Genomic DNA, 14,732 nt, shown 5'->3' on the forward strand with positions numbered 1-14,732 from the left:
GATGCAGTGCGTACGCCATTGTCCCGCACGCTTCAAGTGCGTACCCCATTCTCGCGCACGCCCGGCGCGGTCTCACGCCGGGGCCTCCGAAGGGGGCGCGGCGCCCCGCGGGCGGACCCCACGGCCGCCACCTCGGAGTTCGCCGGACACCCCGCCCCCTCCCGTACCCTCGGTCCCATGTCGCTCTACGCCGCTTTCGCCGGCAACCTCGACGCGCGGCTGATGAGCCGCCGCGCACCGCACTCCCCGCTGCGCGGCACCGGCTGGCTGAACGGCTGGCGGCTCACCTTCGGCGGCGAGCAGATGGGCTGGGAGGGAGCGCTGGCCACCATCGCGGAGGCCCCCCGGTCGCAGGTCTTCGTCGCGCTGTACGACATCGCGCCCATGGATGAGGAGTCCATGGACCGCTGGGAGGGCGTCGGCCTGGACATCTACCGCCGGATGCGGGTCCGGGTGCACACCCTGGACGGCGAGGAACCGGCCTGGGTGTACGTGCTCAACGCCTACGAGGGCGGGCTGCCCTCCGCTCGCTACCTGGGCGAGGTCGCCGACGCGGCCGAGTCGGCGGGCGCACCGCACGACTACGTGATGGAGTTGCGCAAGCGGCCCTGTTGATCCGCCGGAGGCGGTCGCCCCGCCCGTTCGTCGGAAACGACAAGACAACGATCGCATGTCCGTCGGCATCGTCATCTACGCGCGTAGGCATTCTCCGGCTACGCTTCTGCGCGTAACAAATCCGTCCGGGGCGCACCTCGGACCCCCCTCCCCGAGGCGAGAGAGTCAGTGAACGCAACTGCCACCCCGTACGAGGCCGCCGAGGCCGCTGCCGCACGTCTTCGCGAGCTGACCGGAGTCGAGAACCACGACGTCGCCCTGGTCATGGGCTCGGGCTGGGCGCCCGCCGTCGACGCGCTCGGTGCCCCCGAGGCCGAGTTCCCCGTCACCGACCTTCCCGGCTTCCCGCCGCCCGCCGTCGAGGGCCACGGCGGCAAGATCCGCTCGTACAAGATCGGTGAGAAGCGCGCGCTGGTCTTCCTCGGCCGCACCCACTTCTACGAGGGCCGCGGCGTCGCCTCCGTCGCCCACGGCGTCCGCACGGCCGTCGCCGCCGGCTGCAAGACGGTCATCCTCACCAACGGCTGCGGCGGTCTGCGCGAGGGCATGCGCCCCGGGCAGCCCGTCCTCATCAGCGACCACCTCAACCTGACGGCCGCCTCGCCGATCGTCGGCGCGAACTTCGTCGACCTCACCGACCTGTACTCGCCGCGGCTGCGCGCGCTGTGCAGGGAGGTCGACGAGACGCTGGAGGAGGGCGTCTACGTCCAGTTCCCCGGCCCGCACTACGAGACCCCTGCCGAGATCAACATGGTCCGTGTCATGGGCGGCGACCTCGTCGGCATGTCCACCGTCCTGGAGGCCATCGCCGCGCGCGAGGCCGGCGCGGAGGTCCTCGGCATCTCCCTGGTCACCAACCTGGCGGCGGGGCTCTCGGGCGAGCCGCTGAACCACGAGGAGGTCCTGCAGGCGGGACGGGACTCGGCGGCACGGATGGGCGAGCTGCTGACGCGGGTCCTGGACCGGATCTGAGTTCTTCCCGCGCCCCTCGCACCGCTCGGCCCCTGGGGCCGAGCGGGCTTCGGAGCGCTGCGGCGGCCTCCGGCCGCCGGTCGGCCCCTGACCGCCGGCCTGCCGCTGCGCGGGGCTTCTCCCCCGCCCCTCCCCTTCCCGTAACCGGGGCTCCGCCCCGGACCCCGCGCCTCGAACGCCGGCGGGGCTGAAATCCAGCCCGCCCGGCGATCGAGGGCACGGCCGAAGGCCGTCCGGGCGCCCGGGGGCCTGCCCCCGGTTACGGGAAGGGGCGGGGTGGGGAAGGGCTCCGCGCAGCGGCATCCGCCCCCACCCTCCCGCCCGCCCACCCCGAAAGGCACACCGTGACGCAGGACGATCTCCTCACCCGGGCCCAGGCATGGCTCGCCGAGGACCCCGACAGCGAGACCCGCGAGGAGCTCGCGAAGCTCATCGAGGCGGGCGCCACCGACGACCTCTCCGCCCGTTTCGCCGGCACGCTCCAGTTCGGCACCGCCGGACTCCGCGGTGAGATCGGCGCCGGGCCCATGCGGATGAACCGCTCCGTCGTCATCCGCGCCGCCGCCGGCCTCGCCGCCCACCTCAAGGCGAAGGGCCGGGACGGCGGCCTCGTCGTCATCGGCTACGACGCCCGCTACAAGTCCGCCGACTTCGCCCGCGACACCGCCGCCGTGATGACCGGCGCCGGGCTGCGCGCCGCGCTGCTCCCCCGCCCGCTGCCGACGCCCGTCCTGGCGTTCGCCATAAGGCATCTGGGTGCCGTCGCCGGCGTCGAGGTGACCGCGAGCCACAACCCGCCCCGCGACAACGGCTACAAGGTCTACCTGGGCGACGGCTCGCAGATCGTGCCGCCCGCCGACGCGGAGATCGCCGCCGAGATCGACGCGATCCGCTCGCTGCACGACGTGCCCCGCCCCGAGACCGGCTGGGAGACCCTCGGCGACGAGGTCCTCGACGCCTATCTGGAGCGTACGGACGCCGTCCTGACCGCCGGTTCCCCCCGCACCGCGCGGACCGTCTACACGGCCATGCACGGCGTCGGCAAGGACGTCCTGACCGCCGCCTTCGCCCGCGCCGGCTTCCCGCCGCCCGCGCTGGTCGCCGCGCAGGCCGAGCCCGACCCAGCCTTCCCGACGGTCGCCTTCCCCAACCCGGAGGAGCCGGGCGCCATGGACCTCGCCTTCGAGGCCGCCCGCGCCGTGGACCCCGACCTGGTCATCGCCAACGACCCGGACGCCGACCGCTGCGCCGTGGCCGTGCCCGACGCCTCGGTCACCGGCGGCTGGCGGATGCTCCGCGGCGACGAGGTGGGCGCGCTGCTCGCCGCGCACCTGGTGCACAAGGGCGCCACCGGCGTCTTCGCCGAATCGATCGTGTCGTCCTCGCTGCTCGGCCGGATCGCACAGGCCGCGGGCGTCGGCTACGAGGAGACGCTGACCGGCTTCAAGTGGATCGCCCGCGTCGACGGCCTGCGGTACGGCTACGAGGAGGCGCTCGGCTACTGCGTCGACCCCGAGGGCGTCCGCGACAAGGACGGCATCACGGCGGCGCTGCTCGTCACCGAGCTGGCCTCGGTGCTCAAGGAGCAGGGCCGGACGCTGACGGACCTGCTCGACGACCTGGCGGTGGCGCACGGACTGCACGCCACGGACCAGCTGTCGGTGCGGGTCGAGGACCTGAGCGTCATCGCGAACGCCATGGCGGCGCTGCGCGAGCGCCCGCCGGTGTCGCTGGCCGGTCTGACGGTGGTCTCGGCGGAGGACCTGACGAAGGGCACCGAGTCGCTGCCGCCCACGGACGGGCTGCGCTACCACCTGGAGGGCGCGTACAAGGCCCGGGTGATCGTCCGCCCGAGCGGTACGGAGCCCAAGCTGAAGTGCTACCTGGAGGTCGTGGTGCCGGTCACCGCGGCGGTCGACCTCGCGCCGGCCCGCGCGAAGGCCTCGGAGCTGCTGGTCGCGATCAAGCGGGACGTCTCGGCGGCTGCGGGGCTCTGACCCTCCGAAGAGCGAGCGACGGGGCCGGTACGGAAGCGATTCCGTACCGGCCCCGCTCGCGTTCCCCGCACTCCCGTACCGGGCCCCTCCCGCGTCCCCCGCGCTTCCTCCCCCTTCCTTCGCCCGTCCGGGTGAACCCCGTACGGCACGTGACGTAAGGCGGGGTCCGCACGCCGGGGGCGCACGCCAGGGTGACCCGGTGTCCGTCACCCCCGTGCCGTCCGTCCCCGCCGCCCGTACCCCCGGCCCCGCCCCGGGCCGGCCCGCCCGCCCGGCCCCCCGGTTCGGTGCGCTGCGGCACGCCGCCCCCGCGCTGCTCGGATATCTGGCGGTACGGCTGCTGGGCCTCGCGGTGCTCACCCGCTGGGCGCATCTGAAGGGGCACGGGCTGCTGCCGCTGCTCGCCGGGTCCTGGGACTCGCTCTGGTACCTGGACATCGCGGGTCACGGGTACACGGCGGAGCCCTCGTACCCCCGGAACCTGGCGTTCTTCCCGCTCTTCCCCGGGCTGGTCCGGGCGCTCTCGGCGGTGCTCCCCGGCTCCCGTGCCGCGCTCGCGCTCGGGCTGGCCGTGGTCTGCTCGCTGGCCGCCGCCTGGGGGATCTTCGCGGTCGGCGACCGGCTGCGGGGACGCCGTACGGGCACGGTCCTCGCGGTCCTGTGGGGTGCCTCGCCGGTGGCCGCCGTGCAGTGGACGGCCTACACGGAGTCGCTGTTCACGGCGCTCGCCGCCTGGGCGCTGTTCGCGGTCCTCGACGGGCGCTGGGCGTGGGCGGCGGGACTCGCGGTCGCCGCCGGGCTCACCCGGCCGACGGGGCTCGCGGTGGCGGCTGCGGTGTCCGCGGCGGGGCTGCTCGCCGGCCGGCGCCGCGAGGGCCGCGCCCTCGCCGCCGCCCTGGTCGCCCCGCTGGGCTGGCTCGGGTACGTCGGCTGGGTGGGGCTCGTACGGGGGCGCTGGGACGGCTACTTCGAGGTGCAGCGGCTGTGGGGGAACCAGTGGGACGGCGGCGCGATGACCCTGCGGGCGCTGCGCAAGTACCTGGTCTACACCCAGTACGAGCCGTTCTTCCTGTCCGTGGTGTCGGTGGTGCTGCTGCTGTCGGCCGGACTCTTCCTGTGCGCTCTCGCCGACCGGCAGCCGCTGCCGCTGCTGGTGTTCACGGGGGTGCTGCTGCTGGTGGTGCTGGGCAGCGGTGGGGTGTGGTTCCCCCGGGCCCGCTTCCTGCTGCCGGGCTTCCCGCTGCTGCTGCCACTCGCGTCGGGGATCGTCCGGGCCCGGCGGCCGGCCGCCGCCCTCGTGCTCACGGGGGCGGCGCTCTCCTCGGCGTGGCTGGGCGGCCACATGCTCCTGGTGTGGGACGGGGCGCCCTGAGCAACGGCCCTAGCCGAAGCGGCCGTTGACATAGTCGGCGGTGCGCGGGTCGACCGGCGAGCCGAACACGGTCTCCGTGGGACCGTGTTCGACGATCACGCCGGGGGTGCCCTGTTCGGCGAGGAAGAAGGCGCAGGAGTCGGAGACCCGGGCCGCCTGCTGCATGTTGTGGGTGACGATGACGACGGTGACCTCGGACTTCAGCTCGGCGATGGTCTCCTCGACGCGCCGGGTGGAGGTCGGGTCGAGGGCCGAGCAGGGCTCGTCCATGAGCAGCACCCGGGGGCGGACGGCGAGCGAGCGGGCGATGCAGAGGCGCTGCTGCTGGCCGCCGGAGAGCGCCCCGCCGGGCTGCCGCAGCCGGTCCCTGACCTCGCGCCAGAGTCCGGCCTTGGTCAGGCACTCCTCGACGAGGTCGTCCTTGGCCTCCTTGCCCGCGCGGATCCCGCCGAGTTTCAGGCCGGCGAGGACGTTCTCGTACAGCGACATCGCGGGGAACGGGTTGGGTTTCTGGAAGACCATGCCGATCTCGCGGCGGGCGTGGGTGATGCGGCGGCCCCGGTCGTAGATGTCGGCGCCGTCGAGGAGGACCCGGCCGGCGAGCGAGGCGGTGCCGGTGAGTTCGTGCATCCGGTTGAGGATGCGCAGGAAGGTCGACTTGCCGCAGCCGGAGGGGCCGATGAGGGCGGTGACCTCGCGGGCGGGCATGGCGAGGGAGACCCGGTCGAGGACCTTGCGGTCGCCGAACCAGGCGGAGACGGCCTCGGCTTCGAGGGCGGCGGCCCGGGACGGGGCCGCCGGTCCGGTGCCCGGCACGGGCGGCAGGGTGACGGTGTCGGCGAGATCGGTCACGGTGTGGACTCCACAGCGGTCAGAGGAGGTTGGGGAGGAGGCGGGTCAGCTCGCCGGAGACGAGGACGCCGAGGGCGACGAGGACGGGTACCGCGGTGACCCAGGCCTGCCGGGCGCCCCAGCGGCGGCGGGTGAACACGGCGAGCAGGGCGGCGAGGAGCAGCGCCTGCGCGCCGAGGAAGATCCCCGGCCAGGCGTCGGGGTCGCCCGCGAGGGGCTTCTCGGCCGCCGTGATCCAGCCGGGGCGCAGCGGCCGGGGCGGGCTGGGCCGCGCGGTGCCGAGCAGCTTGGCGTCGATGCGGACGACGTCCTCGGGGGTGTACGCGCCGCCGCTCGCGGTCATCAGCGTGAGCCGTCCCTGGCCGGCGCCGAGGGCCGCCGGGTTGGGATCGCCGGGGCGGCGGACGCCGGTCACCTCGTACACGGCCTCGCCCTGTCCGGTGGTGACCTCGATGCGGGCGCCGCTGGGCAGCCGGTGCACGTCGTTGAAGGGGCTGCCGTACCCCCACTTGCGGCCCATGACGACGCTGGTCCCCGCCTGGCCGGGCAGGGCCGTGTCGCGGCGGTGGCCGGGGCCCGACATCAGGACCTCGGAGGTGGTGCCCTCGGCGACGACCTCGCGCAGGCCGAGCGCGGGGATGCGGATCAGGGCCACCGGGGCGCCGGGGACGAGCGGCTTGCCGTCGTAGGTGAGCTGCCCCACCGGGGCGGTGCCGAGGGCGAGTTGCTCGCGCAGTTCGTCGTAGGCGGTGGACTGGTCGCGGGCGTGCTGGAGGTGGCCGAGGACGGTGAGGTTGGCGGCGAAGCCGATGAGCAGCGCCGCGAGCACGGACAGCGCCGCCCCGGCCAGGGCGAGCCCGGCGCGGGGGGCGGTGGGTGGCGGTGCGGTCGTCACGGGCGGGCGCCGCCCTTGCGGCGGCGGGTCTGGATGACGGCCGCCGCGCCGAGGAGGCAGAGCGCGAGCGAGCCGAGGGCGGCGGACGCGGCGGTGGAGCCGGTGGCGGCGAGCGAGCCGTTGCCACCATGGGTGGTGGTGCCGCCGGTGGAGCCGGAGCCGCTGTCGCCGCCGGAGCCGCCCGAGGTGTCCGTACCGCCGGAGGTGCCGCTGCCGCCGGTGGAGTCGGTGTCGGTCGCGGTCGGCGTGGGGCCGGTGCTGTCCGCGGGGGCGGGCTCGTCGGTCGGGCCGTCGGTCGGCTCGTCGGTGGGTCCGTCCGTGGGCTCGCCCGTCGGGGTGCCGGTCGGGGTGCCGGTGGCCGTGGGCTCACCCGTCGGGGTGCCGGTCGGGGTCGGGGTGGTGGCCGGGCCCGCGGTGAACACGGCGAGGTACGAGGCGGCGGTGTACGCGGCGGGGTCGGCCGGCGTGAACTGCGCCAGGACCGCCATGTCCAGGTTGACGGTGTCGGGCATGGTGGCGGTCACCTCCGCCTTGCCGTCGACGAGTTCCTTCGTCCCCAGCTCGACGGGCTCGCCGTTGCTGTCGAGGGTGAGGAAGGTGACCGTGCCGGCCGCGGTCGCCGGCTGGACCTCGGCCCGGACCGGGAACGGGCGGCCGGCGGGCGGGAGGGCGCTGTCGGTGGAGACCGTCAGATTGGTCGCCTGCTGGCCGACGGCCGCCCAGTCGTCCCCGGTGACCTCGATCAGCTGGGAGAAGTACTCGGCCCGCGTCTCCGCGTCCGCCGTCTCGCAGAAGAGCCGCAGCTCGTAGCGGCCGTCCATGGGACCGGAGGGCACGATCTCGCGCAGCCGCTCCTGGAGGGTGCCGAAGCCGGTGCCGGGGGCGCCGAGGGCACCGGATATCGGGGTGGTGCCCAGCGGGCCGCCGGGCACCACCTCGGCGAGGGGGGCGGTGAGGGTCGGGTCGCCGGGGTTGACGAGGGCGAGGACGCCCTTGACGTACGGCTTCGCGGCATCGGCGGGCGTGGGGCAGGGGCCGGCGGCGGTGAGCGAGACCGGCCCGGCCGCGACGGTGCCGGAGGCGGGGGTGAGCGTGAAGGTGCCGTGCCGGGTGAGGGCGGAGGCGGGCGTGGACAGGGCCAGGACGATCGCCAGCGTGCCGCAGAGGAGGGCGAGCGCCGTGAGCATGGCCACGGGTGATCTGAGGGGTGCGACCGGGTTCATGGGGTGGAGTTCCTCCGAGGCGGGGCTGGGCGGGGCCGGGTGGTGACCGGTGGCTGTGGTGGTGGCTGTGGGTGGCGATCGCTGCTGCGGGATACGCCGGGGGCCGGGCACCCGAGGGTGCCCGGCCGGTGTGCGGTCAGGGGAGCCTGGTGATCAGCGCTCGCCCTTGAGGGTGGTGGTGCCGCAGTCGGCGCCGAGGGTGCCGAAGCCGTAGTCGGTGATCGTGGTGCCGGCGGCGCAGACCTTGGAGGCCGAGCCGACGAACGTCTGGGCGATCGTGGCGTTGGTGAGCTTCGCCGTCGGGACGACGTTGTAGACGTCGCGCTTGATGCTGAAGAGCGGGTTCAGCGTCTTGTCGGCGTTGCGCGGGGCGACACCGGCGACGGAGCCGAGCACGGCGGCGCCGCGGCGGTCCGTGACGACGGCCCTCTCCTGCGCCGTGTACTGGGCGACGGAGTAGGGCGCGATGTCACCGGCGCTGTCGAGGACGGTGCCGTCGTTCTCCTGGACGCCCTGCTGGACGCAGGTACCCGGGGTGGTCACGCCGATGGAGGAGAGGAAGAACTGACGCGTGCCGGAGTTGGCCTGCGGCAGGATCGGGGTGAGGGCCACGCCGTTGAGGGACGTGGTGGTGCACTCGTAGACGGCCTTCAGCTGAGCCACCGTCAGGTCGGCGGGCAGCGCGCTGTCGGAGCGCTTCACCCAGGACACCGCGTCCTTGGCGAAGGGGATCCAGGTGAGGTCCGTGGTGCTGTTGTCGACCGGGCCGCGCGAGGAGCGGGCGAAGTCGAGGCAGCCGGAGTTGGTGTCCACGGCGTTCCGCAGGGCGTCGATGCCGCCCGAGGAGCCGTTGGGCCGGTTGATCACACAGCCGGTCGCCTTGGTCTTGACGGTGGCGGTGCCGGTGGCGTCCCAGGACGCGATGATCTTCTGGCCGAAGGCGTTCACGACCACGTTGCCGAGGCCGTTCACGACGTCCTGGGTCGTGTCGGAGCCGACGCCGGCGAGCGTGCGGTACTGGGTGACCGGGCTGGGGTCGGCCTGCGCGGCGGGGGCGAGGGCGACACCGAGACCGAGGGCGGCCACACCGAGGGCTGCACCGATACGAGCGCGGGACTTGACGTTCACTTCTGATCTCCTCCGTGGAAACGGATGTCATGGAATGGACGCACAAGCAAAATCCGGATTTCTTTATCCGGCCGGTCCGTCGACCGGCCGGGAACAACAATTCCGCACGGCGAAGGCGGCGACCACTACTTTCAGCCGCTCTTCAGGTTACGAATTCCTGTCCTAGGTGAATCCGAGGGAATCCGGCGACGCCCGGCGATTCCCAGGACGACGGGCCCCGCGAGGCCCGCGAGGCCGCCGGCGACGAGGACCGCGAGGAGGACCCAGCGGACGACGCCGAGGACCTGGGAGGGGGTGCTGCCGGTGCCGGCGAGCCGCTCGGCGGTGGAGCCGCCGGAGCCGCCCGCGCCGCCGGACGCGCCGGAACCGCCGCTCGCGCCCGTGGTGCCGGAGCCGCCGCCCGCACCGGTCCCGCCGGAGGAGCCCACCGCGCCCCCGGCGGCCGTACCGCCGGAGCCGCCGCCCGTGGCGCCGCCCGTCCCCGTACCGCCGGAGTCCCCGGACCCGCCCGTGGCGGAGCCGGTGCCGGCCGACGCGCCCGAACCGGAGTCCGTCCCCCCGGTGGTGCCGGGTCCCGACGGTGTGCCGCGCTCCAGCCGACCGGCCGCGGCCACGGTCCGCGCCTTCAGCTTCGCGGGCAGCGGGGCGTAGCCCAGGGGCAGCTCACCGGGGGCGGTGCCCTGCTTCTGCCCGGGTCCCGCCGCGTACCGCAGCACGCGGGCGTAGTCCCGGCGGGCGTCCGCCGGGAGGGCGGTGGAGGCCGCCGCGTAGGTGACGACCGTCAGCGGGTAGGCGCCCTTCCTGGCCCGGGCCGGGTCGGGGGCGAGGACGCCGGGGACGGCCGAGTCCTTGAGCTGCCCGACCGCTTCGAGCAGGGACGGGGTGCTGGGCCGGACGAAGTTGCCGTCGGCGTTCGGCAGGGCGGCGATCTGGAGCTGGTAGCGGGCGGCCGTGGCGGCGTCGACGATGCCGTAGGCGCGTCGGCCGCCGGGGCGGATGTCGCTGCTGACGAGCTTCAGCTCGTTGGTCACGGTGTCGGTGGCCACCTGGTCCTTGGCCCCGTTGGTGCCCCGCCGGACCCAGCGTGCGGCGTCGTGCATGTCGAGGGCGTACGGCGAGCGGTCGACCTGGCCGTACTTGATGGCCTTCGGCGGCAGCACGAGTTCCGTTTCCGTGGGGTCCGCCTTCATGAATTCGTCGGAGCCCTCGGTGGCGAGCCCGAGATTCTTGAAGTAGGGGTTGATCTTCGTTCCCCAGGGGTCCGGATTTCCGGCCAGGAAGGCGCGCGCGTCCCGGTCGGCGCGCAGATAGTCCCAGATGACCCGGGCACTGTCGGAGCGGTCGGCGGCGACCATGATTCCGCCGGGGTAATTCTGGGGGGCCTGCGGGAAGCGGGTGAACTCCGGATTCAGTTTCAGGAATTCCTGGTCGCGGAGGATGGACTCCGGGTTGCCCTTGAGGTGGTCGGGGACGGGCGCGGTGTTGCTGAGCAGCCGGACGTCGTACGGGTAGGAGGCGGTGAGCAGTTTCGCCAGGAGCCGGGGGTTCAGCTTCAGGTCCCTGACGAGGCCGATCCTGTCCGCCTCCCAGTAGAGGCCGACGGTGAGCCCGTTGACGGCGACGGGCGCGTGGACGAAGCCCGCCTTCTCGCCGCCCTCCACGGGCTGGACCGTGAAGGCGAGGCCCGGCGAGGTGGCGGTCGGGCTGAGCAGGTTGCCCCGGGCCAGGTCCTCGCCGCGCTGGGTGAAGGTGAAGCGGGTGGTGCCCTCGGCGCAGAGCGCGGACTGCCAGGAGGTGAGGGCGTCGGTGACCAGCTCGGAGCCGGTCATGCGGCGCTCCGCCTTGTCGGCGGGGCAGGCCTCGCGGACCGGCAGGAAGTCGAGCGGGAAGACGATCCGCTGGTTCCAGTTGGTGGTGGAGAGGCCGGAGGTGACCGGGCGTCCGTTGGTGCCGGGGGTGCCGTTCGGGTCGTGGGAGCCGCGGGGCACCACGACGAGCCAGCAGCCGCGGCCCCGGACGTCCGTGCCCGTGCCGACGGGGTCGCCGCAGCCGAGGTGCGGGGCCTCCCGGGTGGTCTGGAGGCTCACGGCCGCCTCGCCGGTGCCGTCGGGCTGGGTGGCGGCGAAGAACTCCTCGTTGGTGTCGCCGGAGCTGAAGTAGGTCCAGTCGGTGGGCTTGGTCGTCGGCGGCCCGGAGACCGGGGTGAAGGGCACGAACGGATCGGTGGTCTGCCCGGGGTACTCCGGGCTGGGGATCTCCGCGGCGTACTGCTTCTCCAGCGGGTCGGAGCCGACCGGGAGGAGGCGGCTGCCGACGAAGGCACCGAAGTCGGAGCCCTTGCTCCCGGCGCCGAACTGGCACTGCTCCCGCTCCGGTCCGGCCGGGTCGTCGCCCCAGCACTGCATGATCTGGAGGTAGTCGGTGTTGTAGCCCTGGGTCGGCTTCCCGCCCTTCCAGGTCACCTTGAGGCCCTGGGCCCGCAGGTTCCTGGTCTGGTGGACGGTGACCTCAAGGCCGGAGAAGTCGTCGTACGGGCCCTTGGTGCCGCGTTTCGTCAGCGCCGAGCCGTCGGGCCCGGCAGCCGCCGCCGCGGGCTGCGAGGGCAGCGGCAGCAGGGCGAGGACGACGGCGGCGAGCAGGGCGCCGACGCCGGCGCCCCGCCTCCGGGCTGCGGGCTTCATCGGGTGCCTCCCTGGCGCTGGGCGCGGGCGGTGAGGGCGCGCCCGACGAGCGGCGGGCCGACGACGGTGGCGAGGAGCAGGACCACGGAGAGGGCCATGAGGACCCCGCGCAGGCCGCCGCCGGTCTCGGCGGCGAGGGTGACCGGGGTGCCGACGATGCCGGCGCCCGAGTCCCCGCCGCCGGAGGCGCCGTTGCCGCCGCCCGCGTCCCCGGCGAGGATCTCGCCGGTGTCGGGGTCGACGGCTCCGCCTCCGGTGGCGCCGCCGCCGGAGGCCGAGCCGGTTCCGGCGGCCGTACCGCCCGTGCTGGAACCGCCGTTGCTCGTACCCGCGTTGGTGGCGGAGCCGGTGCCGCCACCGGAACCCCCGGTGGCGGAGCCGCCGTTGGCGCCGGAGCCCTGGCCGCCGCCGGCCGTGGAGCCGTTCGCGTTCCCGTTGCCGCCGGTGGAGCCTCCGCCCGTGGCCGAACCTCCGTTGTTCACGGGGGTGTTCGAGCCGCGTGCGCCGCCCGTCCCGTCCCCGCACTGGGTCGCGCCGCGCTTGTCGCAGGCCTTGGGCATGGGCGCGTTCTCGGCGAGGGTGTTGGTGCCGTCCGCCGAGAAGGTGGGGTTGCGGCAGCCGGACAGGTCGACGGCGCCGGTGGGCGCCCCGGGTATCCGGCGCACCTGCTCGAAGCCCGCCTGGACGAGGTTCTTCGGCAGCGGCGAGTAGCCGAGCTCCTCGGCCTGCTGCTGGCCCTCGCAGAGGAAGTAGCGGGCGAAGGTGCCGATCGAGCGGCCCTTGTCCCGGGTGTGCGGGGCGGTCTCGGTGGTGGGGACGACCATGTAGCTGTAGCTGGAGAGCGGGTAGCCGCGCCGGTCGTTGGTGCGGTAGACGCCGTCGAGGATCTGGGTGAGGTAGTCCGTCGAGCTCCTGTCGTCGTTGATCCGGGCCCTAAGCAGGGCGACGGCGACGCTGGAGGCGGTCGGTTCGACGTAGTACCCGGCGGAGTTGAGGATCTTGGCGACCGGGAAGTGGGCGTTGATCGCGTACGAGTACTCGACGTAGGTGATGGCCCCCTCGCCCTGCGGCTGGCGGACGTGGGCGGAGACGCCGAGGGAGCCGGACTTGGCGACGGTGGTGGTGCCGGGCACCACCGGGAAGTACGAGGTCATGCCGCAGGGCGTGTCACGGCCGGCCCGCCGGCAGTAGTCGTTCCAGACGGCGCCCTGCTCCTTGGCGAGCCAGGTCGTGAACTGGGCGGTGGTGCCCGAGCCGTCGGAGCGCACCACGGGGACGATGCGGCGCGCGGGGAGGGTGAGGCCGGGGTTGTCGGCCTTGATCTCGGGCGCGTTCCACATGGTCAGCCGGCCGGTGAAGATCCGCGCGAGGACGGGTCCGGAGAGGCGCAGGTTGGTGACCTGCCGGCCGCTGATCCGCAGGTTGTACATGAAGGCGGTGCCTCCGGCGACGATCGGCATGTACGCGTAGCCGCGGCTGGGCGGCACGTCGGTGGCGTTGCCGTCCTTGAGGCCGTACGGGATCTCGGAGACGGCGAAGTCGACGGTGCCGTTCTTGAACTGCTCGCGGCCCTGGGAGGAGCCGTTGGCGTTGAAGTTGACGGTCAGCCCGGTGTTGGCGCCGATGTTGCGGCGCCACTGCTCGACGGCGTTGGAGCTCCAGGTGGAGCCGGACCCGGTGATCTTGGTGTAGCCGGCGGCCTGTGCGGCGGGTGGCTGGATGAGCAGGGCGAGCAGCGCGCACAGGACGGCGGCGAGGCCCAGCAGGGTGCGGGTGGCGGACACGGCTCTCACGGCGTACTCCTCGGCGATACGGGTGCGGATCGGTCCGCGCGGGCGGCGTCGCGGCGGGACGCCTCGGCCCGGCGCCGCTCCTGGCGCTTCGTCAGCTGTCCGGGGCCGCGCCCGCCCGCGATCCGGGCGAGGACGAAGAGGAGCAGGACGAGCAGCATGAGGACGGCGGCGGTGCCGAAGCCGCGGGCGATCATGTTCGGTTCGGGCGACTTGACGAGCTCGAAGGTGGCGAGCGGCAGGGAGACCTGGGCGCCGGAGGTCGGCAGGGCGTTCAGCTCGGCGGTGAAACCGGCGGTGAGCAGCACGGGCGAGGTCTCCCCCACCCCGCGCGCGGTGCCGAGGATCACGGCCGTGGTGAGCCCCGAGCGGGCGGTGGGCAGCACCACGTGCCAGACGGTGCGCCAGCGCGAGGACCCCATGGCGTACGAGGCCTCCCGCAGCGTGCCGGGGACCAGCCGGATGACGACGTCGGCGGCGCGGATGATGATCGGCAGCATCATCACGGAGAGGGCCAGGGAGGCGGCGAGGCCGGAGCGCTCCATGCCGAGGCCGAGGACGACGGTCGCGTAGATGAAGAGGCCCGCGACGATCGAGGGCAGCGCGGTCATGGCCTCGACGACGGTGCGGACGAGGCGGGCGAAGGCGCCCGGCACCTCGGTGAGGAAGACCGCGCAGACGATGCCGGTGGGCACGGTGAGCGCGAGGGCGATGCCGACCTGTTCGAGGGTGCCGACGACGGCGTGCAGGATGCCGCCGACGTCGAGCGGTTCGAGGGGGCCCGCGAGGCTCATGTCCTGGGTGAAGAAGTTGAGGTGGACGAGGGCCTCGCGGCCCTCCCAGAGCGTGAAGGCGACGACGAAGACGAGGACGGTGAGGAGCACGAGACCGAAGGTGCGGACGACGACGCCGGCGATCCGGTCGCGTACGGCGGGCCCGTCCTCGTCGAAGGAGACGAGCAGCGCGTAGAGCCCGAGGAAGAGGACGTACGCGACGAGGGCGAAGCCGACGGCGCCGCTGAAGGGCAGCAGGCGGGCGAAGACCAGCCAGGTGAGGGCGAGCGAGGCGGCGGCGGCGCCGAGCACGGCGTACACGTCGGAGGCGCGCAGGCTGCCGGTGGTCCGGCGGTGTTCGGGTCCGGGCGGCGGGGACTTCTCGGCGGGCGGGCGCAGCCGTGGCCGCTCCGGGGCGATGGTCATGTGGTTTC

General features: G+C 74.0%; 11 protein-coding genes. 4 read left to right on the top strand and 7 right to left on the bottom strand.

What is annotated here, in order from left to right:
• Nucleotides 1–177: 177 nt before the first annotated feature.
• The 4 genes from ABT154_RS05005 (at nt 178) to ABT154_RS05020 (ending at nt 4,956) form a co-directional block, all read left to right on the top strand.
• Complete coding sequence (locus tag ABT154_RS05005) at nt 178–615, top strand: gamma-glutamylcyclotransferase family protein (RefSeq protein ID WP_351852904.1); 438 nt, start codon at nt 178–180, stop codon at nt 613–615.
• Between the two features lie 168 nt (nt 616–783).
• The gene (locus tag ABT154_RS05010) at nt 784–1,587 is read left to right on the top strand and encodes a purine-nucleoside phosphorylase (RefSeq protein ID WP_351852906.1); all 804 of its coding nucleotides are present in this window, start codon (nt 784–786) and stop codon (nt 1,585–1,587) included.
• A 344-nt stretch (nt 1,588–1,931) separates the two neighbouring features.
• Nucleotides 1,932–3,584, top strand: a complete 1,653-nt coding sequence (locus ABT154_RS05015) for a phospho-sugar mutase (RefSeq protein ID WP_351852908.1) — start codon at nt 1,932–1,934, stop codon at nt 3,582–3,584.
• A 199-nt stretch (nt 3,585–3,783) separates the two neighbouring features.
• A complete protein-coding gene (locus ABT154_RS05020; RefSeq protein WP_502969442.1) occupies nt 3,784–4,956 on the top strand; it encodes a mannosyltransferase family protein in 1,173 nt (390 codons plus the stop codon).
• A 9-nt stretch (nt 4,957–4,965) separates the two neighbouring features.
• On the opposite strand, the gene ABT154_RS05025 is transcribed toward ABT154_RS05020, so the two are convergent.
• The 7 genes from ABT154_RS05025 to pstA form a co-directional block, all read right to left on the bottom strand.
• Nucleotides 4,966–5,772 (bottom strand): phosphate ABC transporter ATP-binding protein, encoded by an 807-nt coding sequence (locus ABT154_RS05025; protein WP_317878297.1) that lies wholly within the window; start codon nt 5,770–5,772, stop codon nt 4,966–4,968.
• Nucleotides 5,773–5,827: 55 nt separating this feature from the next.
• Entirely contained in the window at nt 5,828–6,703 is an 876-nt protein-coding gene (locus ABT154_RS05030; RefSeq protein ID WP_351852911.1) for a sortase, read from the bottom strand.
• Nucleotides 6,700–7,926: a PT domain-containing protein gene (locus ABT154_RS05035; RefSeq protein WP_351852913.1), complete on the bottom strand. Its 1,227-nt coding sequence runs from the start codon at nt 7,924–7,926 to the stop codon at nt 6,700–6,702. Before ABT154_RS05035 ends, ABT154_RS05030 begins: the two co-directional genes overlap by 4 nt.
• Nucleotides 7,927–8,079: 153 nt before the next feature.
• On the bottom strand, nt 8,080–9,054 hold the full coding sequence (locus tag ABT154_RS05040; protein WP_351852916.1) for a substrate-binding domain-containing protein: 975 nt from the start codon (nt 9,052–9,054) through the stop codon (nt 8,080–8,082).
• 131 nt (nt 9,055–9,185) lie between these two features.
• Nucleotides 9,186–11,735 carry a hypothetical protein gene (locus ABT154_RS05045; protein WP_351852918.1) on the bottom strand — a complete coding sequence of 850 codons (2,550 nt, stop codon included), beginning with the start codon at nt 11,733–11,735 and terminating at the stop codon, nt 9,186–9,188.
• The gene (gene pstS, locus ABT154_RS05050) at nt 11,732–13,528 is read right to left on the bottom strand and encodes a phosphate ABC transporter substrate-binding protein PstS (RefSeq protein ID WP_351852920.1); all 1,797 of its coding nucleotides are present in this window, start codon (nt 13,526–13,528) and stop codon (nt 11,732–11,734) included. Before pstS ends, ABT154_RS05045 begins: the two co-directional genes overlap by 4 nt.
• A complete protein-coding gene (pstA, locus tag ABT154_RS05055; protein ID WP_351852923.1) occupies nt 13,525–14,724 on the bottom strand; it encodes a phosphate ABC transporter permease PstA in 1,200 nt (399 codons plus the stop codon). Before pstA ends, pstS begins: the two co-directional genes overlap by 4 nt.
• Between the last annotated feature and the right edge of the window lie 8 nt (nt 14,725–14,732).

The sequence above is a fragment of the Streptomyces sp. NPDC001728 genome, assembly GCF_040297565.1.
In the GTDB taxonomy this organism is placed as follows: Bacteria; Actinomycetota; Actinomycetes; order Streptomycetales; family Streptomycetaceae; genus Streptomyces.